Source organism: Deinococcus taeanensis, assembly GCF_020229735.1.
GTDB classification, from domain to species: Bacteria; Deinococcota; Deinococci; order Deinococcales; family Deinococcaceae; genus Deinococcus; species Deinococcus taeanensis.
Genome location: NZ_CP083456.1, coordinates 32,452 through 53,810, shown reverse-complemented (window position 1 = coordinate 53,810; position 21,359 = coordinate 32,452). Strand labels below are relative to the sequence as shown.

Here is a 21,359-nt window from a genome sequence, read left to right as displayed (position 1 = left end):
ACCTTGCTGCAGGGCCTCTCCCTGCACATTACCCAGACGCACCGGCAGGTCCAGCGTGCAGAGCCGGCGTCTGGCGCAGTTGCTCAGCTGGCTCTGCACGCCGCCGGGTGATGCCGTCAACCTCCGCAGGCAGGGCGCCGTGCAGGAAGCGCAGCGGCTCCCGCGTCTGGACGCGCCGCGCCGGACGTCCTGGAAGCGGCCCTGATCGCCTGCCAGCAGGCGCCGGAGCACGACGAGAGCGCCGGGGCCGCCTCGCCTGTCCGCGCAGCTGCTCGAGCTGAGTCCCGGTGAGAAGAACCGCACCGGGAATCCAATCACCCTGCTGGCGCAGCGCATTATTGTTCCGGCCATGAACGCCTCAGCCGCTGGAAGGAAGGGGGACGGTGCCGGCCCTGTCCCCCTTGGCGCGCCGCTCTCCTGGCGCGCTGCTACACGGCCGCGCCCCGCGCCCGTATACTGCCGGCACCGTATGGTTCGTCCTTCTCTGTCCGCCCGTCCGGACGCAAACGCGCCGCGTCCGGTGCCTGGGCGCTCGGCGCCGTACGCTCTGGCGGTCATTGCGTCCGCGCTGGCCTTGATGGTGAGGCTGGCCCTCAACGCGGCGCTCGCCACGACGGCGCCCTACACCCTGTCACTGCTGGCCGTCACGGCCGCCGCCGTGAACGGCGGGTTCCGGGCGGGCCTGCTGGCGACCGTGCTGAGCGCCGCGGGCGTCAACGTGCTGATCACCGCGCCCGCATGGCGCCTGCAGCCTGTGCCGCAGGCGGTGAGTCTGGTGGTGTTCCTCGTGGTGGGGGCGGCGGTCAGCTGGCTCGGCTCGAACCGGCTTGAGGCGCTGCGGCGCATCCAGGCGGCGCACCAGGCGCTGGAGGAACGCGAGGCGCAGCTCCGGGCGCTGTCAGACAACCTGCCAGGCGCCATGACGTACCAGGCGGAGGGAAGTCCGGGCGGCCGGACCGGCGTTCTGTACGTCAGCGCGAACGTGGAGCGCCTGAACGGCGTGACGCCCGCGGAGGTGTACGCCGCACCGGACACGCTGTTCCGCCGGATTGACCCGCGCGCCGCGGCGCACCTGCTGGCCGCCGAGGCGAGCGCCGTGCAGACGGGGCAGCCGTTCGAGGTGGAAGTGCCGTTCTGCCTGCCGGACGGCGCGCGCCGCTGGATGCGCCTCGCGTCGCAGCGGCGCACGCTGCCGGACGGGCGGGAAGTGTGGGACGGCGTGCAGATCGACGTGACTGAGCAGCGCGACACGCAGGAGGCCCTGCGGGCCGTGAACGCGCAGCTTGAGGAGCGCGTGCGGGAACGCACCCGGCAGCTCGAGCGGTCCAATCAGGAACTCACGCAGTTCGCGAGCGTGGCGTCGCACGACCTGAAAGCCCCGATCCGGACGGTCGTGAATTTTCTGCAGCTGCTGGAACGGCGCGCCGGCGCGCAGCTTGACGACCGGGCCCGGGAGTACATCCGCGTGACGGTGGACGCAGCCGGCCGGATGAACCAGCTGGTCGACGACCTGCTGACGTACAGCCGGGTGGGCCAGGAGCGGACGCGCGGCCCCGTGAACGCGCAGGAGGTCCTGGAGGGCGTGCTGCGGGACCTGAGCAGCACGCTGCAGGACCGGGGCGCGGCCGTGCAGGCCGGGCCGCTGCCGCCGCTGCAGACCGACCCGGTGCAGTTGCATCAGGTGCTGCTGAACCTGCTGGGGAACGCCGTGAAATTCCAGCCGCCCGGCCGGGCGCCGCAGGTGTGCGTGCAGGCGCGCCCGGAGGGCGGCCTGGTGCACGTCACCGTCCGCGACAACGGCATCGGCATCGCCCCGGAGCACCAGGAGCGCATCTTCGAGGTGTTTCAGCGGCTGCACACGCAGGAGCAGTTCGCGGGCAGCGGGCTGGGGCTGGCCATCAGCCGCAAGATCGTGGAGGAGCATGGCGGGCAGCTGTGGGTGGAGAGCGTGCCCGGGGAGGGCAGCACCTTTCACTTCACGATGCCGGGCGCCGAGGCCGGCGCCTGAAACGCCGGGGTCCGGGCGCTCAACCCGCGGGTGCCGGCCGCCTGTGGCCCCGCACGGCGTGAGCCCCGGGCGGACGCATCTGGCCAGGGAAGGGAAAAATTCGTGAACGGCCCAGGCCGCTGCGGCGTATGCTCCAGGGGTGACTTCCGCCCCTGTGCCTTCCGACGAGGCGGCCCGGCTGCTGGACCTGGCGCGCTACCAGGTGCTCGACACGGCGCGCGAGGAGCCGTTTGACCGCGTGACCCGCCTCGCCGCCCGCCTCCTGAGCACGCCCGTCGCCGTCATCAACCTCATCGACCAGTACCGGCAGTGGAGCAAGGCCATGGTGGGCCTCAGCGCCGCCGAGGCGCCGCGCCAGGAGTCGTTCTGCGCCTGGACCATCGGCGGGGACGTCCCGTTCGTCATCGAGAACGCCCCGGCCGACCCGCGGTTCCGGAACAACCCGATGGTGACCGGTGACCCGCACATTCACATGTATGCCGGCGCGCCGCTCGTGACCCCGGCCGGGCACCGCATCGGCACGCTGTGCGTCACCGACTCCCGCCCGCACACCCTGTCCCCGGAGGACCTCGCGTGCCTGCAGGACCTCGCGGCGATCGCCATGCAGGAGCTCGAGCTGCGCCGCGAACGCCTCGAAGCGGCGCGCTGCGCCGACGCGCAGCGCCGGCTCGCCGAGGAGTACCGCCGCACCCTCGACCAGGCGCGGGTGGTGGAGGGCGTCACCAGTCTCATGACCCTCGGCCTGCCGGTCGACGACGCGCTGGAGAACGCCGCGGGCCTGATCCGCGAGGCGGCGGCGGCCGACGTCATGGCGGTCCTCACCTGGGCGGGCGGGGACCTGCGCGCGCAGGTACTGGGGGCCGCCCGCGCGGCGCCGGCGGACCTGGACGGGCTGCGCGCGGCGCTGCTGTTCGGCACGGCCGCCCCCCTCGAGGCGCTGCGGGACCGGCAGGAGCCGCTGTACATCGAGGACTACGCGTCCCGGCCGGACGTGATCGTGCGCCTGGCGCGCGCCGGGGTGACGCAGGTGGCGGCCGTGCCGCTCGGGACGGCAGGCGGCGCGCAGCGGCTGCTGCTGGCGCTGCGCGCCGCCGTGAACGACGTGGACCGCTGGCGGCTGCAGGACCGGGCGTTGCTGGAAGTGACGGGCCGGACGCTCGCGCACGCCCTGCGCCAGCAGCCCTGAAGGCGCAGCGGCCCGGCGTCTGTTCCTGTATTCCCGGCGGTCCGCGCCCGCACCGCAGTCGGCGCAGGCGGGTTCAGAGGGTCAGCGCAGGCACTTTCGGACACGCGAACCAGAACGTCGCGCCGTGCCCGACCTTCCCTTCGGCCCACGCGCGGCCCCCGAGGCGCTCACACAGGCGGCGCACCACGGCCAGGCCGAGTCCGGCGCCCTCGTACGCGCCGGCCGGGTGCAGGCGGGCGAACAGGTCGAAGGCCCTGTCCCTGTGGCGCATGTGAAACCCGACCCCGTTGTCCTGCACGCCGATCAGGTAGGCCTGCGCCGTGTCCTCCACCAGCACGCGCACGTTCGCGGCGTCCCGCGTGCGGGTGAATTTCAGGGCATTGCCCAGGTACTCCCCGAGAATCAGCTGCAGCGCCCGGCTGTCGCCCAGCACGGTCGGCAGGTCCCCGGCGGTGACCTGCACCTCGCGGCCCTTCAGGCGGGGCTGCAGGTCCTTCATGACGTCCGCGAGCACCTGGTTGAGGTCCACGCTCCTGAGCCGGACCCGCAGCTGCCGCGCCTGCACGTACTGCGTCAGGCAGCCCAGGAGGCCGAACGTGGCGCCCAGCGCGTCCCGCGTCAGGTGGAGGTGCGGGCAGCGCTGCGCCGCGGCGGGCAGCGAGCGGCAGTGCAGGTTCAGGCCCGTCTGCACGCGGGCGAGCTGCAACTGCAGCTGCACCTGCGTGGCCCCCACCACCTCGCGCACCTCGTCGTCCAGCCGGCGGTGTCTCGCTTCATGCGACGCCAACTGCGCGCGGAGCCCTTCGGCCTCGTCCAGCAGCGCGCGGTTGGCTTCCTTGAGCGCCGTGACGTCAGTCATCACAAGCTGGCAGGTGGGGGCCGCCCCCGGTGCCGGGCACACGCGGACCCGCACCATCACCGCCTGCAGGGCCCCGTCGGACGTCACGAGGGTCAGCTCCGCGCCCTGGGAGGCGGGGCCCGCGAACACCCCTTTGAGCAGGGCGGTCAGGGTGGGTTGTGACGCGGGGGAAAGCCACTGCCCCAGGCGCCGGCGGGTCAGGGTGGGTGCGTCCGCGCTGAGCAGGGCGTAGGCCTGGGCGTTGGCGTCCACGATGCACCCGTCGGCGGTCAGCAGGAACGCGGCGTGGGGCGCGTCGGTGAACAGCTGCCGGGCGGCGCGGGCGTCCGCTTCGGCGGCACGCAGCTGCGCCTGGACGATCAGCAGTTGGGCTTCGAGGGTGGCGTTGAGAGAAACGGAAGCGACCGGAGCGGAGCGGCTGACGTCGTCGACGTGGCTCATGGTGAACCTGCTGGTGAAGCGGGGGTGAGGATGCGCTCCGGGGCCACTTCAGGACCACAGAGCAGAGCTGAGGATCAGCGGTTCCAGGAGCATACCAGCCGCGCCCAGGCGACACTGTAACGGCTGAGCCCGGCGGCGGCGGTCCGGTGGCGTGCCCGCAGGAAGGTGAGGGGCCGGACGCCAAACACCTGGAGGCCCGCGCGGCCGGGCCGCGGCTGATAGCATGGGCGCAACGGTGAGGACGCACGCATGAAAGTCAGGCAGCTTGAAGCTCTGCTGGTCCAGCGCGGGTGGACCTACCAGCCCCGGATCGGCACGCCGCACCGCCACTGGTTGCACCCGGCGGGCGGGCTCATCACCTTCAGCGGAAACACCGCGGACGAATGCGACCCCGCCCAGGTGACCGCGGTCCTCGCGCGCCTGGGGCTGTCCCGCGCGGACCTGCTGCCGGACACCGGCGCGGCGTGCGCCCCCGGCACGCGGTGACGTACCTCGCCCTCATCACCCGGACCGCCCTGGGGTACGCGGGCCTCATTCCCGATCTGACGGTGCTGGCCACCGCAGCGACCCGCGACGAGGTGGCCGGCGCCCTGGCACAAGGCCTGGCGCTGCACCTGCTGGATTCTGCCGCGCCGGCGCCCCGCCCGTGGGCCACGGGCCTGGCCGACCTGCCGGGCGACCTTCAGGCCGCCTACGCGGGCCGGGAGGTGGAGCAGCTGCTGGTGTCGCCCGCCGCCCTGAATCCGGTGAGCCTGCAGGTGGCCCGGGCCGTGGCGGCCAGCGGCCTGAGTTACCGGGAGGTGGCCCGGCGCGCCGGGATGGACCCCGCGGCCCTGGCGCGCATGACCGACCCGTTCTTCCAGGCGCACACCATGGTGGCCCTGCAGCAACTCGCGGGCGTGCTGCGCCTCGCGCTGGACGTGGCGTTCGTGAGTCCGGTCGACCTGCCGCCGGGCGCGGTGGTCGGCGCCGCGTGGCGCGGCGCGCTCACGCCGCTGCTGCGGGTGCGTGACGTGCCGGAGGTGCTCGACGCTGACCTGCCCCTCACGGTCCGCTCCGACCGGGGCGCGTTTCAGCTGCTGCGTCCCGCCGCCGCGCAGCCGGAGAGCAGCGGCAGCACGGTGTATGAAGTGCGCGAACTGAGCTCAGCGCGCAGGGCTGGAAGGGAACTGAAGGCACCAGCCCCGGGACTCGCCGCTGCTGGCGGCGGTCAAGCGTTCTAGGACCGCGCGGTCCCCGGGGGGGTGGTGTCCGGGCGGCGCCGGATGTCGGCCCCCAGTCGAGCCTGCGGGACAGTCGAGGCTGGTGACTGGCTGGCCCGGTCGCATCTGCCGGCCGTGCGGGCAGCCCAGCCGAGCCCGGCAACGGCGGTGTCAGCAGGCGATGGCGTACGCTGCCAATCGCAGAGCGCAGAAAGACAGCTTCGCCGCCATTGCCGCAAAACTGAACGTGGCCGGATTCCGCACCAGGAAGAGCAGCCTGTGGGCCAGCGTGCAGGTCAAGCCGATGCTGGATCGATCACCTGCGTGACCTATTGATACCGGTTTAAATCGGAGTTGCCGCCATCAGCCGTTGTGGCAGGCTGATAGACCGCACCCGCTGCCACCCCGAACGGAGCCGCTCTTTGCGTTCTTTGGTGGTTTTGGCACAGAAATTGCCGAGCACGTTGCGCTTTACGTACGCCCAGACTTTCTCAATAGGATTCACTTCTGGCGAGTAGGGCGGCACATAGACCAGGGTGAGGCGTTCTCCGGTCTCCACGAAAGCCGAGACGGCTTTCGCTCGGTGAAAGGCGGCATTGTCCAGCACGAGGATCACCTCACCTGGGACATGCTTCAAGACATGTGCCAGGAACGCCAGTACGTTGGACGTCTTGATGGCGCCTCCCTGCGTGTGCTGCAGGAAGTGCCCCGTACAGGTGATTGCACCAATGGTTGACAGCTTCTGCCAATTGGCAGGAAGACGCACACTGGGCGTCTTTCCTTGGGCGCCAACGTTCGGCGCACCACACCGTTCAAGCTGAAGCCCACTTCATTCAGATCCACCAGGGTCGCGCCGAGCGAGACCTTTTTTTCGACCGCTGGGCGCGTGGTCTGCACCCAGATTCGCACCGCAGTCTCGTTCTACTCGAGCGCGCCTGTGCTCGGTCGTTGAGGTGAAAAGCCCAGTCGGCGAAGCAGCTTGCGAACATGATCGGGGTGAGACCACACGCCCAACCGACGACCGATGACCTCACGCATCCGAGGCGTCGCCCAGGTGCCATCCGGAAATCCAAACGCGCGAGCACCCTCCTGGAGGAGGGTGCCAAGCTGTTGCCGTTGTTCCGACGTCAAGCGGCCCGGCCGACCGGGCGTGACGGTGGCGTCCAGACCGCCCTGACGTTTGAGGCGCTCCTTCCAGGTGGAGATGGTGTGGATGGAGACACCACATTGATTCGCCATCTGCTGGGTGGTCTGACCACCGGCTTGGATGACGGGCAGGGCGGCGAGTCGTTCGTCGAGCTGGGCGCGGGTGTACTTGGAGGGTTGCCTAGGAACCATACTTCATCCAAGTGAGCAACTTGTATTTGGACCGTTATCAATAGATGTGGTTCCCTGCCGCAAATTTGCGTTTGTCTGGTGAAGCAGCGTTGTTCAGTCGCCGCTCGAGACAGAGCCAACCGGGTTGCGAAGCCGCCCTTTTCGAACGCCGGAAGCCGTGTTTTTCGTACCACGCGAGGAGCGCCGGGTTCTCCTGCAGCCCCGTGGGGGTGACTTCTGCGTAGATCCTCCGAAAACCACAGGCTTGTGCTTCGTCAATCACAGCCTCAAGCAGCAAGGTGCCCCATCCATTCCGCCGGTGCTTGAGCGGCTTTCTCAACATGCGAAGGAAGCCTTGTGGTTGGTGCTGCTCTTCAATCATCAGATCGCTGAGCATGTAGTCCATGTCACTCAGTGCTGCGCAGTTGGCGTAGCCAATGCGTCTCTTACCAATCAGCAGTTCAAACACAGCGGCGAAGCCGGCATTGGACACCCTTAAGTGAGCCTTTTGCCCGGTCTTCTGGTTGCGGACGACAGATTCAACAGGCTGCGGAACGTCCACACTTGAAGATAATGGAGGCTGCGGATGGTGTTTGTCATCTGATGGGTGGATCAACAAAATGACTGGAGTTGCCCCGCTGAGATGGACCGGGCGTGAAGCGGCCCGCGACGAATGTCTGCGTTCCCTGTTGTAGAACACCTCCAGGTCAGGTCACAAGGCTGACCGGGCCTCCTGCCGGGTTACATCGACCGTCTCGGCGACCTCCTTTTGCTTGAGGTTCGCAAAGAAGCTTTCTACGACAGCGTTCTCCCAACAATCCCCCTTCCGGCTCGTGCTGCATGTCATGCCCATCCCCTCCAGGACCGACTCGCGTATTGGTTCCCCCTGTCCGAGTGATACAGCAGTCCCGGTGGGCGACGACGTTCGCACGCCATCCGTAGGGCTGCTAAGGGAAGGTCGGTGGTCATGCGCTCACTCATCGACCAGCCCACCACCCTGCGCGAGTGCAGGTCGATCACCACCGCCAGGTACAGCCACCCTGACGCCCGAATCGGCGCGCACCTGCACGCCACCCACCCGGCCCTGGACCAGCAGCGGGCCTGGATCCGCCGGCAACAGGCGGCGCCCGACGATTATTACTTCGCGAGCTGTGACCAGGCGTCCCAGGCGATCGTCGGCGTGATCGGCCTGAGCAACATCAGCGGGGCAGAAGGCGAATTGGGCCGGTACACCTGCGTCAACGCACCGGCCCACGCGCTGGAAGGCTCACTGCCCCTACAGGACTGGGCGTTGAACGGGCTGGGCCTGGACGTGGTGTACTGCACCTTCACGCTGGACAACCGCACGACCCGGCTGCTCACCCGGATTCAGAACTGGGCGCAGCATCCGGCGCTGCTCACTGATTTACTCACAGGCGACCCGTTGCAGCGGTGGCAGACGGACCGGGAGCGCTTCGCAGGGGTCCTCCCGAAACTCAGGCGGCGCCTCGCGCAGGTGCGGGCTGCGCCTGACGAGGTCGGGGCGTAGACCGGGGGCGGTTTCGACCGCCCTTCACCGTCCTGCGCCGGGTGCTGGACCCTTCAAAACATTTTGGAGGGGCCTTCCTGGCCTTCCTGTAAGGACGCATGGTTTGCAGTCGTCCTGGACAGTGTTTTTTCAGGCGTGTCTGGGGTGAGGGCCAGGCGGCACGGGACGTCCGGGAAGAAGCACAGTCTCTCTCTTACCTAACAGGACTTAGGTAAGAGAGACTACGCCTATCTTGTGGAGGCTGTCTCCCGCCAAGCCCGGCGCTTAAGGATGGACACAGTGGGGCCACCGGTGACGAGGGCGAGCACGGCGCTGGGAAGGTGGAGGGTCACCACTGCGCGTGACGCTGCGCACCTGTTGCCTTGCCGGGACCGGACGCCCTGGGTGCCGGGGGCCGTCGTCGCTCAGGGCTGGGGTTATAGGTACGGCCAGCATCACGCGCCGGGCCGGACGCAGGTGCCGGTCCGGGTGTCTGAGCGGCGGCAGGCGCGGGAGGGCGTCGCGGATTTTCCGGCAGCTCCGGCCTGGGCAGCGCCAGGCCGCTTTGCTCCTCCAGCTGCTCCTGCGCCGGAGCAGTCACTCGCCGGTGGGTGAAGCTGGGGGCGTGGGCTGCGGCGCTTCCTTCGGCCAGAGGGTGTAGCTGAACGAGACCAGGAAGTCGATGCTGAGAAGGACCGACCAGTAATGAATGACCTGAGGGAACACCTCGGTGCGGGCGGGGGCGCCTACCCAGGCGTGCGCGCCCAGCAGCATGGCGCTTGCGAGGGCGAAGGTGCCGGCATGCAGCCACCAGTGGGTCCGTTCTTTCTGAGCCCGGACGGCGCCGTAGACCGGAGGGGGCCGGAGGGGTTTGCGGGTCGCCATGCGGTGAACGGCGCCGTCCAGGGTCTGAATCAGGGTGTGCCCCTGAACGACGCTGAGGGCGACGAAAACAGCAGCGAGCGCGTGGGCGGGGGTGGCTGTGGCGCCCCGGGAGAGGTCAGCGAGGGTGAAGCCCAGCAGGGCGACGTCGGCGAGGGGCGCCAGCGCCAGCAGGGTGGCACTGAGCCGGAGGTGACGCAGGCGATAGCGGGCGAGAAGGCCACTGAGCAGCAGGAACCAGAACGAGACTTCCAGGGTGAACAGCAGGGAGTAGGTCATAGGGCCTCAGCGGTTTTCGCACACTCGTGCGAAAACCGCTGAGGGCAACTTTAGCACAGCTGTGCTAAAAAAAGACATGCCCCGACAAGTAGATCATGACGCGCGCCGGACAGCCCTTGCTCTCGCCGTCTGGCAGCTGATCCGCACCGGCGGCATTGAGCACGTCACCCTCCGCCACCTCGCCGACACCACCGGATGGTCGACCGGCGCCATCCGCCATTACCTGCCCACCCGCGAAGCCATTCTCAGTTTCGCTGCTCAGCATGTCGGGCGCCGCGTCCAGGCCCGCCTCACCGCGGCCCGACCGGCCGGCACGCCGCGCAACCAGCTGCGCACCATGCTGCACGAACTGCTGCCACTGGACGAGGAACGCACCTGTGAAGCGGGCATCTGGCTTGCCTTCGTGGCCCACGGCCAGGCCACCCCGCAGATCGCAGATGCGCAGGGCGTCGCGTTTGACGGCCTTCAGGACGAACTCCACCGCGTCATGCAGCAGCTGCACCGCCACCAGCTGTTGGCGCCGGGCCGCGACCCCGCCGCCGAGGCCACGGCGCTCCACGCCCTGATCGACGGGCTCACCCTCCACCGGCTGATGCAAAAGCTCACCCGGGACCAGGTCGTCACCGCGCTCGACCAGCACCTGGAACGCCTGCTGCCCTGATTCGCACCGGGAAGAAAACCCCTCCGCGCCGGAGGAGCCAGCCGACCGGGACCTTCACCGCGACGCCCCGGTGTCCAGCCCGCTGCCCAGGCGGCCCTGAAGACATCCGGCGGCGTGAACGTGTCGCCGGCCCCGGCCGGTGTGTCCCGGTCTCGTCGCTGCGCCGGACGTTCTCCTCAAGTCTCCCCGCAGTCCAGGCGGCGTGAGCGTGGCCAGGCCGGAGGGGTCCGGCGGCGGACTCCCAGTCAAACCGCTTGAGGCAAGCCCTTCGGCGCCGCCCCCCCCTTCGTCCCGCTGATGCGTTCGCCCGCCCACGGGCGTAGGCTGGCCGCATGACCGACCAGCCCCCACTGACACCCGCCCAGGCCACACGGTTCGTGCAGGCCCTGCTTGAACTGATGGTGACCCACGGCCTCCGGGGGCTCGAAGCCCGCCAGGCGGGGGGCCAGCTCGGGCTGTCGCGGCCCGGGCAGTTCGAGACGGGGGACCTGACCTTCCACTTTATGACCCCGGGTGAACACCGCTCGGCCGTTCAGGCGTACGCCCTGCCTGAAGACCGCGTGCAGGCCAGCCAGGGCGCCCGGACCGAACAGGACATTGAGCCGTTCGTCCGGGCGGCCGGCCAGCTGTTCGACCTGCACGGCGTGGCCACCCTGCTCTTTGCCGCAGGCGGGTACCTGGGGTTCCGGGCCAACGGACCGTCACGCGAGTTCGTCCTGGACGGCATCACCGTGAGGGGACAGGCGTGAGGGCGTCCGGCCCGGCCGTTCTCAGCCGCCGGGCCGGGTCACCGCCAGCCTCCTCCCCTGCCCGGCCCGCTGATCCGGTGCTCCGTCCACAGCCGCGGTGGGCCTTCGCTTCCTGCCTGAATGCACTGCGCCGCTCCTGCCGCTCCCAGTGCCCGGGCACCGGTTGTTGACGTTCGGGAGTCGAGCAGCCTGCGTCTCTGGGGCGGACCCGCCGCCTGAACGCGCTCCCCGCGGTCCCCGGTCCGCACCGGGCATGATCCAACCCGGGACGCGCTGCAGAAGGTGGGCAAAGGACCTGATCTCCGCGTGTCTTGACACCGCCTGATCAATCCCTCCCAGGCTGCCCTTCGCCCGTTCCGCCCGGATTCCCTGGCGGCGCTGGACCCGGCGGACGCCCCAGCCGGACGCGCCGCTTGCGCCGGTGGACGCCCCTCGCCGCCTGCGGGCAGGGCCCGCGGCCGTGATGCATCTGGCCGACGAGTCGTGCACCTGGCGTCCACTGGCGGCGGTGCGAGAGCTGGCGTTCTGCACGTGACGGACCGGGCGTGACGCGCCCCACGTGGTGAAAGGCACCCACGCCGAACGGCAGATCTGCGGTCACCGGCGGGTGACCGGCGCGCCGTTCTTCCAGAGGTCCGCCGCGCGGCCCACTGCTGAGCGGGGCGCCGCGCCAGCAGGACCGCGCGCGGCTGGAACGGGTCGCGCTGACCCTGCCCCGGGGGACGGAGGACTGGTGCACCTGGAGGACCTGATGCCGGACGCTGTGCCAGCGCAGCGCAGCGGTCCGGACGTCCTCCGGCGAGGCTGTGGTGACACGGCCCTGCCGGAGGACAGACGTCAGCCCAGAAGCGAGCGGCGCGCACTGTGGGCTGGGCGGACTGGGGCCGGTGCGCTTTGCCCTGGTCAGAAGGACCCAGGCGGGAAAAAGCCCCACGGCTGAGGTGGGGCGGCCCTTCCGCCTTCACTCGGGCGGGATGCGTTGTTGGGTGGATGAAGCGTAGCGCGCGCCGTGTCACGGGCGCGTCACGCTTTTGGCGGACGGGCCGGCGCCGGGGTCAGCGACAGGGCACCCGGCGCCGCCAGCTGCGCCAGTGGCCGGGCCGCGCGCCTCTCTGTTTTCCAGCCCCGGCGACCCGCGCGCGCCGTACAGGAAGCGGCCCGGGCGCACTACACTTCAGGGGTGATCCCCACTCCAGAAGCCCCTGTGCTGCACCACAGCTTCCTTGCGCTGGAAGGGGGGCATCCCGGAACGGAAGCCGTGGCCGTGCTCGACCGCCAGCTGCGCTTCGCGCTCGTGAACCCGGCGTTCGCCGCGCTGTGCGGGGCGCCCGCAGAGGCGCTGGTGGGACAGCTGATCACAGGGCTGCCGGTACACCGGCCAGCCTGGCTGGCGGACCTCGCCGGGGCGTGCGCTCAGGCCGCGCGGGGGGCCCGGGCGCACGCGGAGCTGCTGCTGCCGGCGTCCGGGGGGGCGCAGCGCGGCCAGGTGTGGCCGCTGCGCGGCGCGTCCGGCGACGTGGCGGGGGTGGCGGTGCGCCTCGAGGGCGCCCCGCCGGGCGCGCCGGGGCCGCTGGCCCTCAGCCGCGCCCTGAACCGGGCGCTCACGCTGGAGGACGTCCGTCAGGTGCTGCTCAGCCACGCGGTGCCTGCGATGGGGGCGTACGCGGGCACGGTGATCGAGGTGATCGACGAGAACAGTCTGTTCATGATGGGCAGCGTGGGGTACGGCACGCCGGTGGAGGAGCGGTGGACGCACTTTCCGGCGAATCCCGGCTTTCCGGTGGTGCGGGCCGTGCAGAGCGGCGCGCCGCTGTTCGCCACCCTGGACGACCTGCGGCGCGACTTTCCGGCCTTCGCGCCGTACATGCGCCCGGGCACGCGCGCCCTGGCGGCCCTGCCGCTGCGGGCCGGCGGCGAGGTGCGTGCAGTACTGACGCTGTCTTTCCGCCAGGAGGCAGGCATCTCCCCGGACCGGCGGCCGTGGCTGCTGACCCTGGCGGACAGCTGCGCCGACGCGCTGGAGCGCGCGCAGCGGCACGACGCGGAGCGCCACGCCCGCGAGCGCGCCACGCTGCTCGCCGACGTGAGTTCGGCCCTCGCCGCTTCGCTGGACCCGCGTGAGACGCTGGAGCGGATCACGGCGCTGGCGATTCACCATGTGGCCGACTGGGCGGCCGTGTACCTGCCCACGCCGGAGGGCACCCTCACCGCCGCGGCCGCCGCGCACCAGGATCCGGAACTCGCACAGGTGCTGCAACAGGTCGTGACGCGGAACCTGACGGGGTCCACCGTGCCAGGCACGCCGGCCTGGGTCATGCAGACCGGGGAGGCGTTCATGCTTCCGGTGGTTCCGGCGGACCTGACCGACCAGCACCCGGATGCCGAGCAGCGCGCGGCGCTGCGCCGCGTGGGCTTTCACTCCCTGATTCACGTGCCGCTGACGGTGCAGGGCCGGGTGGTCGGCGTGCTCGGGCTGGCGAGTGCCCATCCGCAGCGCACCTACGGACCTGATGACCTGGCCCTGGCCGAGCAGCTGGCCGCTCGGGCCGCGCTGGCCCTGGACAACGCGCTGCTGTACGAGGCGTCGCATCTCAACGAGCAGCGCTACCGCTCCCTGATCGACGCGACCCGGCAGACCGTCTGGACGAACACCGCCGAAGGGCTGCTGCTGGGTGAACAGCCGGGCTGGGCGCGGCTGACCGGGCAGGACCAGGCTGCGTACAGCGGCACCGGCTGGGTCGACGTGATCCACCCGGATGACCGGGAGCACAGCCTGCAGCGGTGGCTGGCGTCCGTGGCGGTGTGCGCGGCGTACGACACGGTGCAGCGGGTCCGGACGGTGGACGGCTCCTACCGGCACTTTCAGGTCCGGGCCGTGCCGGTGCTGCGCCCCGACGGCACGGTGCGGGAGTGGGTGGGCGTGCACACGGACATCACCGAACGGGTGCGCGCCGAGGAGGAACTCGAGCGGCGGGTGGAGGAGCGGACGCAGGCGCTGGCGCGCAGCAACGCGGAACTCGAGCGCTTCGCGTACGTGGCCAGTCACGACCTTCAGGAGCCGCTGCGGACCATCGGGGGCCTGACGGGCCTGCTGGAACGCCGCTACGGCGAGCTGTACGACGAGCGCGGCCGGGCCCTGCTGCGCATGGTGATCGAAGGCAGCGAGCGCATGAAGACCCTGCTGGACGACCTGCTGGTGTATTCCCGCCTGGGCGCCGAGCGCCTGACGCTGGAACCCGTGGACACCAACCCGCTCGTGCAGGAAGCGCAGGAACGCCTCAGCGGCGCGCTCGAGGACACCGGCGGGCAGGTCACGTCCGGGCGCCTGCCGACCGTCGCGGGCAGTCCTTTTCAGCTGGGGCAGCTGTTTCAGAACCTGATCGGCAACGCCCTGAAATTTCACGCGCCGGGCGTCGCGCCGCGGGTGCACCTGCAGGCGACGGAGGAGGAGGGCGCGTGGCATTTCACGGTGCAGGACAACGGCATCGGGATGGAAGCCGGGCACCTGGAACGGATCTTCGTGATGTTCCAGCGGCTGCACACGCGCGAGGAGTACGCCGGCACCGGTCTGGGGCTGGCGATCTGCCAGAAGGTCGTGGAGCGGCACGGCGGGCGCATCTGGGTGGAGTCCCGGCCGGGTGAAGGCAGCACCTTCCACTTCACGTTGCCTGCGGCGCCGGCCGGAGGGCAGCGGGTGCTGGCCGGGCGGGACCCGCGGGCCTGACACCGGGCGGAGTGGTCGCCAGGACCGGCGCGGAGCGGTGATGAACCTGCGCCCGGCGTTCAACGTGAGCAGGTGACGTGCCCGGGCAAGCTGGCCGGCGGGGAATGGGCTGGTGGAGGGCCGGCGCGCGGCAGTCAGGCAGGCGGCGACGCCCGTGCGCGGCCGCCACGGCCGGGGACCGCTGCAGGCCGGACCCTGAGGTACACATGGGATGGTCACACCTGCAGGGCACGAACGCTCCGGGCATGAAGTCGGCGTGCCTGCTCGTCTGGGGAACGCAGCAGTCGGGTTGTACGCAGAGGGTGTCAGGCGCCGCAGGCCTGTGTAAGCGCGGCGGCCGTCCCGGTCCTGGCTGCCTGCTGGGAACGCGGGCCATCGGGGCTGAGGGGGTGACCTCGCGCAGCGGTTGCACGGCCGAGCGGTGGGCCGGAGGATGAATCGAGGGGTTGAGCCTGGAGGCGTTCCCCTACCCAGGGTCCGCGTCGCTGTGCGGCGCAGGGCGGGCCGCCAGGTTGGTTCCACCTGGCCCGTCCGGCCGCTGTGCCTTGACGCTGCGGGAATTTCTTCATACAATTAAAAAACCATTCAATGAGAAATGATCGCGCAGGGCGATACAGGAGGCAGGGTATGAAACGGCAAGTCCTCGTTGTCACCGGCATGTTGATCGGCCTGAACGCAATTGCAGCGCCCAGCGTGGCGCAGAAGGTGACCCTCAAGTTCTCCGCGCACTGGCTCAGCGAACAGCGCCGCCCCACCATCACCCGCATCGTGAACACCTGGAACGAGCGCAACCCGAACATTCAGGTGGAATACACCGGGGTGCCGTTCGACCAGATCATCACCAAAACCGTGGCGGGCATCGCCGCTGGCAACGCCCCGGACGTCGTCGTGCTGGACATCCGCACCACCCGCCAGCGCGGCGCCAAGAACCAGATTCTGGACCTGACCCCGCTCGGCGCCAACCAGATCAAAAGTGGCTTCTACGCCAACCTCTGGAACACCGCCACCTACAACGGCAAACAGTACGGCCTGCCCTTCGTGACCGACACCCGCGTGCTGTTCTACAACAAGGCCGCCTTCAAGGAAGTCGGGCTCAACCCGAACAAGCCGCCCAGAACCTGGGACGAACTGTGGACATACGCCGCGAAACTCGACAAGAAGGACGGCAACCGCTGGGTCCGCATGGGCTTCCACCCCATGTTCGGTGACTTCGGCTACCCCGGCTGGCTGACCAACGCCGGGGACAGCTTCTTCGACAAGAGCAACGAGGAAGCCCGCGCGAACAACCCCACCGCCGTCAAGGTCCTGAACTGGATCAAGAAGTGGACCGACAAGTACGGCGCGAACAACTACGCCGCCTTCCGGGCGTCGTTCGGCGGCGGCGCGCAGGACGAGTTCATGTCCGGCAAGGTGCCCATGGTCGTGCGCAACGGCAACTACCTCACGACCCTGCGCGTGAACGCCCCGAACCTTCAGTACGGCTTCGTGGCGGTGCCCACCGAGGACGGCAAGCAGGACGGCCTGAGCTCCTGGGGCGGCGGGTTTAACGTGGAGATCCCGCGCAGCACCAGACACCCGAAAGAAGCGTACGCCTTCGCCCGCTACCTCGCCACCGAAGGCGCCAAGGTCTGGGCGGCCGAGCAGAACGACCTGCCCGGGTACCAGGTCGCCCGCCTCGCCAACAAGAACCCCAACTTCGTGAAACTGGCGAACAACCTCAAGTACACTTTCGTGGACACCGTGCCCGTCTACGCGCCCAGCTTCGAGACGGCCATCAACAAAGCCGTGGACGACGTGCTGCTGCGCAACAAGGAGGCCAAGGACGCGCTCGACGAGGCGCAGGCCGCCATCGCCAAGCAGGTGGCCGACGCCAAACGCGACGCGGCCCGCTGACCCCGCACGCCGGCCGCTGATCAGCCCTCCACGACAGGACGAGCCACGCCGCGTGGCTCGTCCTGTCCGCTCGGTGCCCCCCACAAGGAGCACGCATGTCTCCTCCCAAGATCGTCCAGAAGAGGGCCGGCCCGCGGACGCACGACGTGCCCGGTCAGCTGGAGTGGCCCGCCGCGCGGGTCCGCAGGGGCGCGGCCTTCCTCTCGCCGATCGGCGTGTCGCCACGCACCTCGTTCGTGACCGGCACGCTGGTCCGGAACCACGGAGCGTTCGGCACCGGCCCGGCGGTTCCGGTCAGCCTGCCGGCGTCCGTGCACCACCTCAACCGCGCCCGGGACCGGACGGTCCTGCCGGGCGGGAGGCAGGTCACCAGGCCGGACCAGCCGCGCGGCCTGCAGGAGCGGCCCACCACCGACGTCTCCCCCACCGCCCCCGAGCGGACACCCGGCTGGACGCGCGGCCCGCACCCGGACGAGGGCACCAGCGTCAACCCCCTGCGCTGCGCCCCGGTGCGGCCCTGGCACCTGCAGCTCGCGTACGACGAGGACATGCTGTTTCACCTCCTGGTGCGCCTGCGCCGCTTGTTCCGGTGCGCCTCCAGCCATCCCCACGGTCCGTTCCTGGTGCCGCAGGTGTACGGAGACCGGGACGACGGGCGGGACGTCCCGGCGCCCCACGCGCCGGCAGCGGCCTGGGAGGCGCTGCACCCGGACCCCCAGTGGAGTCAGAGTCATCACGAGGCCGACCGGTGTCGGCTGGATGAGGCCGCGACCCGGCAGGCCCCCCGGGCGTACTGCGCGGCCGTGAGCGACGTGGTTGACCTGGCCGGCCGGATGCCCGCGGAACTCACGCGCCTCGACCTCACCGGCATGCTGGTCGCGTTCCCCAGCGGTCACGGCGAGAGGCCCGGCGAGCACGGCAAGAGGTTCAGGCACACCTTCTGTCCCGACCCGCATGAGCAGCGGGACCTCGTCGCCACGCCGGCCGGTCAGGGCCTCGCCCGGGCCCGGCAGGCCGAGCTGCGGATGGGCCGGGGCGCGCCGCAGTTCAAGGCGCAGATTCAGCTCAGCCCGCAGCGGCGCCTGCTCGTGATGGACGGTTCGCGCGGGCACCCGGGCTGGCGGGCGCCGGTGAAACGCGGCGCGGCGCGGCTGTACCGGCGGGCGTCCTCGTGACGCAGGGCCGTGAGGGCCAGGCCCACCGCCACAGGATTCTGCCGCGCATGGACCTCACGGCCCTGGGCGCCCTGGACGCGGAGATCCGTACGGCCTGGCCCGCCGTGACCTGCCTGCTCGTCGCCCGGAACGGACAGCTGGCCTTCGAGCGGTACTACGCGGGCGGACCGGCCGACCGGCGGGACCTGCAGTCCGTGACGAAAAGTGTCGTGTCGCTGCTGATCGGCGCAGCGCTGCGCCGCGGCGTCCTGCGCGGCCTGGACCAGCCGGTGCTGCCGCTGCTCGGCGGGGGCCGCACTGTGGACCCGCGCTGGGCGGCCGTGACGGTCCGTCACCTGATGACCATGACCGGCGGGCTGCCCTCGGAACTGACCGACCCGGCCTACGACGAAGCCTGGTTCACCAGTGCCGATCCGCTGGCCTTCACGCTGGCCCAGCCTCTGCTGGACACGCCGGGCGGGGCGTTCCGGTACTCGAACGCCGGGGTGCACCTGGTGGGCGCCGCGCTCGCGGCCGCCTGGGGTGAACCGCTTGACGCCCTGGCGGACTCGGCGCTGTTCGCGCCGCTGGGCATCCGCTCGGCGCACTGGGACGTGGACCCGGCGGGGCGCCCGTGGGCGGGCGGCGGCCTGCACCTCACCGCGCGCGATCTGCTGCAGCTCGGGCAGCTGACCCTGCAGGGGGGCCGCTGGGACGACACGCAGCTGACCAGTCCCGGCTGGGTGGCGCGGGCCACCCGCCCGCACCTGCAGAGGTACGCGTGGATGGAAGGCCTTCCCGACGACGGGCTGCTGTGGTGGCCCGCCCGCGAGGGGGGCGTGGAGGGCTGGTACGCCGCCGGGTACGGCGGTCAGTCTCTCGCGGTGTTTCCCGCGCAGGCCATGGTGGTGCTGACTGGCGAGGTCAGCGCGCACTCGTCCCACCGGCACCTCATCCCGGCGCTCGTGCGGACCGCGCGGCATTGACCCGGCCCGCGAGAGGAGAACAGCATGCAGTCAGTCTGGATCGACAACGTACGGATCGTCACCGGAAGTGAAGTGATCGAGCGCGGCCACCTGCTCGTCCGCGGCGGCCGGGTGGCGCAGCTTGGAACGGGCGCGTGCCCGCCCCCGCAGGGCGAGGCGCAGGTCATCGACGGCCGGGGACAGCTGCTGATTCCCGGCATGGTGGACCTCCACATTCACGGCGCGGCCGGACACGACATGATGGACGGCACGCGCCGCAGCATCGAGGTGGTCTCCCGGACCTGCGCGGCCACCGGCTGCACGTCCTTCCTCGTGACGTCGGTCAGCTCCACGCTCGAGGCCCTGCTGACCCTGGTCGACCGCGTCAGGGAGGTCGCCGGGCACGAACCCGGCGCGCGGATCGCCGGCATTCACGCCGAGGGACCGTACCTGAACGCGCTTCGCAAAGGCATGCAGAACGAAGCCCACCTGCGTCACCCGGACCTCGCGGAGATGCAGGCCGTGCTCGACCGCGCCGGGGACCTGCTGAAAATGGTGACCCTGGCGCCGGAACTGCCGGGCGGCCTCGCCCTCACCCGCGCGCTCGCCGCCCGCGGGGTGATCGTGGCGGTCGCGCACTCGGACGCCACCTACGACGAGGCGCTCGCCGCCTTCCGCGCGGGGGCCAGCCACGTCACGCACTGCTTCAACGGCATGCGGCCCATTCATCACCGCGAGCCGGGCGTCATCGTCGCGGCGTTCGAGCAGCGTCAGGTGAGCCTGCAGGCCATCGTGGACGGGGTGCACCTGCACCCGGCGATCGTGCGCCTCATGCACCGCCTCAAGGGCCCGGAGGGCGTGGTCCTGATCACCGACGCCCTGCAGGCCATGGGCCTGGGGGACGGCACGTACGCCTTCGGCGGCCACATGGTGACCGTGCACGGCGGCGTGGCGCGGCTGGCGGACGGCACGCTGGCGTCCAGCACCGTCACGATGAACGAAGCCCTGCGCAACACCGTGCAGCTGGGCGTCCCCCTGACTGACGCCGTGATGATGGCCTCCACCACGCCGGCCCGGCTGCTGGGCCTGCCGCACAAGGGCCGCGTGGCCGTGGGGGCCGACGCGGACCTCGCGCTGCTCGACGGGGCCTACGAAGTGCAGTGGACCATGATCGGCGGGCAGCTGGTGTACGGAGCAGCGTCCCCCTGAGTCTCGGATCCGCCCGGGGGGCCTAGTCGTCTTGGCGCGGCAGCGGGCCGGCCGGCACTTCCGGGGTGCTGGCGCCCAGCCCCGTCTGACTGGCCCAGGTGCCGGTGGCGTTCACCGGGGGGACTACGGCCACGCCGGTGTCCGGGGCGCTGTGCTCGCGGGCCGGCGGGTTGACGAGGTTCTGACTGTCCCGCTCGATTTCCTCGACGGACTTGCCGAGGGGCCGGGTATCGCTGAGGTGGCTTCGGTCGTCACTCATGCCCCAGGGTAGCTGGCGCTGAGCGCCGCCACGTGCGAACCCGGCAGGCGCGCCTTAACCCGGCCCCGCGCGGCGTTTCAGGAAAGCCCTTCAGGCTGCCCCGCCCCTCACCACCTGCCGTTCGCGCGCACTCCTGCGCAGCGCGTCCAGGACCGGCGCCTGGGTCAGGGCGTCCTCAAGCCCCCAGCGCAGGTTGCCCGGCCCGAGCGCGGCGCGCGAAGTCCTCCACCATGACCTGGTCGGGATCGCTGGGGACGGAGGTGCGCGTGCGGTCGCCCAGCGTGAGGGTGGCGGCCGGCCGGTGAGGCCTGAACGGCGCGCCGAACGTGAGGGTGGCGGCCGATCCCACCAGACTCAGCCCCTGGGCGCCGCTGGCTTCGAGGCTGCAGTCAAAATGCGCCGTGAAGCCCTCCCCGAGGTCCAGCCAGCCGGCCAGGGTTGCGTCGGTGCCGCTGGCGTCGTGCGTCACCGCACTGACCCGCCGCGGCTCACGTCCGGGCAGCAGACGAAGGGCGCTGACGGGACAGCCGCCGACGTCGAACAGCGCGCCCCCGCCGCGCGCCGCATCCCCAGCGGTGGTCGTCCGGGCGGTTGAGGGTGAACCGGGACGCCCCACCGGCCGTGCGCAGGGCGCCCAGGTCACCGGCCTGCCGGTGCGCCAGGGCCTATGCGTCCTGCGGGTGGCGGTGCATGAACGGCCCTCGGGGATGACCCTGCTGGCCGCCTGCTGCAGCGGCGTGAGGACGCGCACCTCGTCGGCGCTCAGCATAAACGGCGTCTCTCACAGCACGTGCTTGCCGGCCGCCAGGGCGCGGGCGCTCCGCAGGAAGTGCAGGCCGCTGGGCAGGGCGTTGTACACCGCGTCGACGTCCGGATCGAGCAGCAGGTCCTCAGAGCTGGCGGGCACCCGCCGGAAGCCGTGCTTCGCGGCGTAGCTCGCGGGCGCCGGGTCCCGCGCCGCCACCGCCCAAAAGGCCTGACCGGCGGCCGTCATGGCCGGCGCCAGGGCGTTGCCGAGGCGGGCGGCGCCCAGGAACCCCCAGCGCAGGCTCACGGCCCCCCCG

19 protein-coding genes and 2 pseudogenes are annotated in these 21,359 nt (G+C 70.8%); 13 read left to right on the top strand and 8 right to left on the bottom strand.

Translation table 11 applies throughout. The features are described 5' to 3' along the window. Positions 1-469 precede the first annotated feature (469 nt). The gene (locus LAJ19_RS14030) at positions 470-2,008 is read left to right on the top strand and encodes a sensor histidine kinase (protein ID WP_225523492.1); all 1,539 of its coding nucleotides are present in this window, start codon (positions 470-472) and stop codon (positions 2,006-2,008) included. 139 nt (positions 2,009-2,147) lie between these two features. Then, the gene (locus LAJ19_RS14025) at positions 2,148-3,194 is read left to right on the top strand and encodes a GAF domain-containing protein (protein ID WP_225523491.1); all 1,047 of its coding nucleotides are present in this window, start codon (positions 2,148-2,150) and stop codon (positions 3,192-3,194) included. Between the two features lie 73 nt (positions 3,195-3,267). Here the strand turns inward: LAJ19_RS14025 and LAJ19_RS14020 are convergent, their stop codons facing one another. Beyond that, positions 3,268-4,494, bottom strand: a complete 1,227-nt coding sequence (locus LAJ19_RS14020; protein WP_225523490.1) for a sensor histidine kinase — start codon at positions 4,492-4,494, stop codon at positions 3,268-3,270. Positions 4,495-4,743: 249 nt separating this feature from the next. On the opposite strand from LAJ19_RS14020, the gene LAJ19_RS14015 reads away from it, so the two are divergent. The 3 genes from LAJ19_RS14015 to LAJ19_RS14005 all read left to right on the top strand — a co-directional run bounded on the left by LAJ19_RS14015 (position 4,744) and on the right by LAJ19_RS14005 (position 6,024). Continuing rightward, positions 4,744-4,980: a hypothetical protein gene (locus tag LAJ19_RS14015; protein ID WP_225523489.1), complete on the top strand. Its 237-nt coding sequence runs from the start codon at positions 4,744-4,746 to the stop codon at positions 4,978-4,980. Further along, positions 4,959-5,717 (top strand): hypothetical protein, encoded by a 759-nt coding sequence (locus tag LAJ19_RS14010; RefSeq protein ID WP_225523488.1) that lies wholly within the window; start codon positions 4,959-4,961, stop codon positions 5,715-5,717. The genes LAJ19_RS14015 and LAJ19_RS14010 overlap by 22 nt, the downstream gene beginning before the upstream one ends. Before the next feature lie 160 nt (positions 5,718-5,877). Continuing rightward, entirely contained in the window at positions 5,878-6,024 is a 147-nt protein-coding gene (locus LAJ19_RS14005) for a recombinase family protein (RefSeq protein WP_225523487.1), read from the top strand. Positions 6,025-6,039: 15 nt separating this feature from the next. Here LAJ19_RS14005 and LAJ19_RS14000 read toward each other — a convergent pair. The 3 genes and pseudogenes from LAJ19_RS14000 to LAJ19_RS13990 form a co-directional block, all read right to left on the bottom strand. Further along, positions 6,040-7,034, bottom strand: a pseudogene (locus tag LAJ19_RS14000) (IS630 family transposase). A gap of 37 nt (positions 7,035-7,071) precedes the next feature. Next, positions 7,072-7,575, bottom strand: a complete 504-nt coding sequence (locus LAJ19_RS13995) for a GNAT family N-acetyltransferase (RefSeq protein WP_225523486.1) — start codon at positions 7,573-7,575, stop codon at positions 7,072-7,074. 87 nt (positions 7,576-7,662) lie between these two features. Next, positions 7,663-8,054, bottom strand: a pseudogene (locus tag LAJ19_RS13990) (DDE-type integrase/transposase/recombinase); the annotation flags it as partial. On the opposite strand from LAJ19_RS13990, the gene LAJ19_RS13985 reads away from it, so the two are divergent. After that, positions 7,981-8,541, top strand: coding sequence for a GNAT family N-acetyltransferase (locus tag LAJ19_RS13985; RefSeq protein ID WP_225523642.1), 561 nt, complete (start codon positions 7,981-7,983; stop codon positions 8,539-8,541). The pseudogene LAJ19_RS13990 and the gene LAJ19_RS13985 sit on opposite strands and share 74 nt — an antisense overlap. 576 nt (positions 8,542-9,117) lie before the next feature. Here the strand turns inward: LAJ19_RS13985 and LAJ19_RS13980 are convergent. Next, the gene (locus tag LAJ19_RS13980) at positions 9,118-9,681 is read right to left on the bottom strand and encodes a hypothetical protein (protein ID WP_225523485.1); all 564 of its coding nucleotides are present in this window, start codon (positions 9,679-9,681) and stop codon (positions 9,118-9,120) included. 76 nt (positions 9,682-9,757) lie between these two features. Between LAJ19_RS13980 and LAJ19_RS13975 the strand changes: the two genes are divergently transcribed. The 7 genes from LAJ19_RS13975 (at position 9,758) to nagA (ending at position 20,036) form a co-directional block, all read left to right on the top strand. Further along, on the top strand, positions 9,758-10,342 hold the full coding sequence (locus LAJ19_RS13975; RefSeq protein WP_225523484.1) for a TetR/AcrR family transcriptional regulator: 585 nt from the start codon (positions 9,758-9,760) through the stop codon (positions 10,340-10,342). Between the two features lie 332 nt (positions 10,343-10,674). After that, positions 10,675-11,091, top strand: coding sequence for a hypothetical protein (locus LAJ19_RS13970; RefSeq protein ID WP_225523483.1), 417 nt, complete (start codon positions 10,675-10,677; stop codon positions 11,089-11,091). Positions 11,092-12,271: 1,180 nt separating this feature from the next. Further along, a complete protein-coding gene (locus LAJ19_RS13965; protein WP_225523482.1) occupies positions 12,272-14,815 on the top strand; it encodes an ATP-binding protein in 2,544 nt (847 codons plus the stop codon). 627 nt (positions 14,816-15,442) lie between these two features. Next, entirely contained in the window at positions 15,443-16,708 is a 1,266-nt protein-coding gene (locus LAJ19_RS13960) for an ABC transporter substrate-binding protein (RefSeq protein ID WP_225523481.1), read from the top strand. A gap of 95 nt (positions 16,709-16,803) precedes the next feature. Continuing rightward, on the top strand, positions 16,804-17,883 hold the full coding sequence (locus LAJ19_RS13955; RefSeq protein ID WP_225523480.1) for a hypothetical protein: 1,080 nt from the start codon (positions 16,804-16,806) through the stop codon (positions 17,881-17,883). A gap of 47 nt (positions 17,884-17,930) precedes the next feature. Continuing rightward, on the top strand, positions 17,931-18,848 hold the full coding sequence (locus LAJ19_RS13950; protein WP_225523479.1) for a serine hydrolase domain-containing protein: 918 nt from the start codon (positions 17,931-17,933) through the stop codon (positions 18,846-18,848). A 24-nt stretch (positions 18,849-18,872) separates the two neighbouring features. Then, entirely contained in the window at positions 18,873-20,036 is a 1,164-nt protein-coding gene (gene nagA / locus LAJ19_RS13945) for an N-acetylglucosamine-6-phosphate deacetylase (RefSeq protein ID WP_225523478.1), read from the top strand. 22 nt (positions 20,037-20,058) lie between these two features. Here the strand turns inward: nagA and LAJ19_RS13940 are convergent, their stop codons facing one another. From LAJ19_RS13940 to LAJ19_RS13930, 3 genes are all read right to left on the bottom strand, one after another. Next, entirely contained in the window at positions 20,059-20,295 is a 237-nt protein-coding gene (locus LAJ19_RS13940; RefSeq protein ID WP_225523477.1) for a hypothetical protein, read from the bottom strand. Between the two features lie 175 nt (positions 20,296-20,470). Then, positions 20,471-21,064, bottom strand: a complete 594-nt coding sequence (locus tag LAJ19_RS22105; protein WP_432804249.1) for a Gfo/Idh/MocA family protein — start codon at positions 21,062-21,064, stop codon at positions 20,471-20,473. 12 nt (positions 21,065-21,076) lie between these two features. Next, entirely contained in the window at positions 21,077-21,349 is a 273-nt protein-coding gene (locus tag LAJ19_RS13930; RefSeq protein WP_225523475.1) for a Gfo/Idh/MocA family oxidoreductase, read from the bottom strand. Positions 21,350-21,359 lie beyond the last annotated feature (10 nt).

Excerpts from the sequence above, each read along its gene's own strand:
- LAJ19_RS13975 (WP_225523484.1), top strand. The coding sequence starts at position 9,758 with ATGCCCCGACAAGTAGATCATGACGCGCGCCGGACAGCCCTTGCTCTC.
- LAJ19_RS14030 (WP_225523492.1), top strand. The coding sequence starts at position 470 with ATGGTTCGTCCTTCTCTGTCCGCCCGTCCGGACGCAAACGCGCCGCGT.
- LAJ19_RS13960 (WP_225523481.1), top strand. The coding sequence starts at position 15,443 with ATGAAACGGCAAGTCCTCGTTGTCACCGGCATGTTGATCGGCCTGAAC.
- LAJ19_RS13985 (WP_225523642.1), top strand. The coding sequence starts at position 7,981 with ATGCGCTCACTCATCGACCAGCCCACCACCCTGCGCGAGTGCAGGTCG.
- LAJ19_RS22105 (WP_432804249.1), bottom strand. The coding sequence starts at position 21,064 with ATGCTGAGCGCCGACGAGGTGCGCGTCCTCACGCCGCTGCAGCAGGCG.
- LAJ19_RS13940 (WP_225523477.1), bottom strand. The coding sequence starts at position 20,295 with ATGAGTGACGACCGAAGCCACCTCAGCGATACCCGGCCCCTCGGCAAG.
- LAJ19_RS13950 (WP_225523479.1), top strand. The coding sequence starts at position 17,931 with ATGGACCTCACGGCCCTGGGCGCCCTGGACGCGGAGATCCGTACGGCC.
- LAJ19_RS14015 (WP_225523489.1), top strand. The coding sequence starts at position 4,744 with ATGAAAGTCAGGCAGCTTGAAGCTCTGCTGGTCCAGCGCGGGTGGACC.
- LAJ19_RS13980 (WP_225523485.1), bottom strand. The coding sequence starts at position 9,681 with ATGACCTACTCCCTGCTGTTCACCCTGGAAGTCTCGTTCTGGTTCCTG.
- LAJ19_RS14005 (WP_225523487.1), top strand. The coding sequence starts at position 5,878 with ATGGCGTACGCTGCCAATCGCAGAGCGCAGAAAGACAGCTTCGCCGCC.
- LAJ19_RS13955 (WP_225523480.1), top strand. The coding sequence starts at position 16,804 with ATGTCTCCTCCCAAGATCGTCCAGAAGAGGGCCGGCCCGCGGACGCAC.
- LAJ19_RS14020 (WP_225523490.1), bottom strand. The coding sequence starts at position 4,494 with ATGAGCCACGTCGACGACGTCAGCCGCTCCGCTCCGGTCGCTTCCGTT.
- nagA (WP_225523478.1), top strand. The coding sequence starts at position 18,873 with ATGCAGTCAGTCTGGATCGACAACGTACGGATCGTCACCGGAAGTGAA.
- LAJ19_RS13970 (WP_225523483.1), top strand. The coding sequence starts at position 10,675 with ATGACCGACCAGCCCCCACTGACACCCGCCCAGGCCACACGGTTCGTG.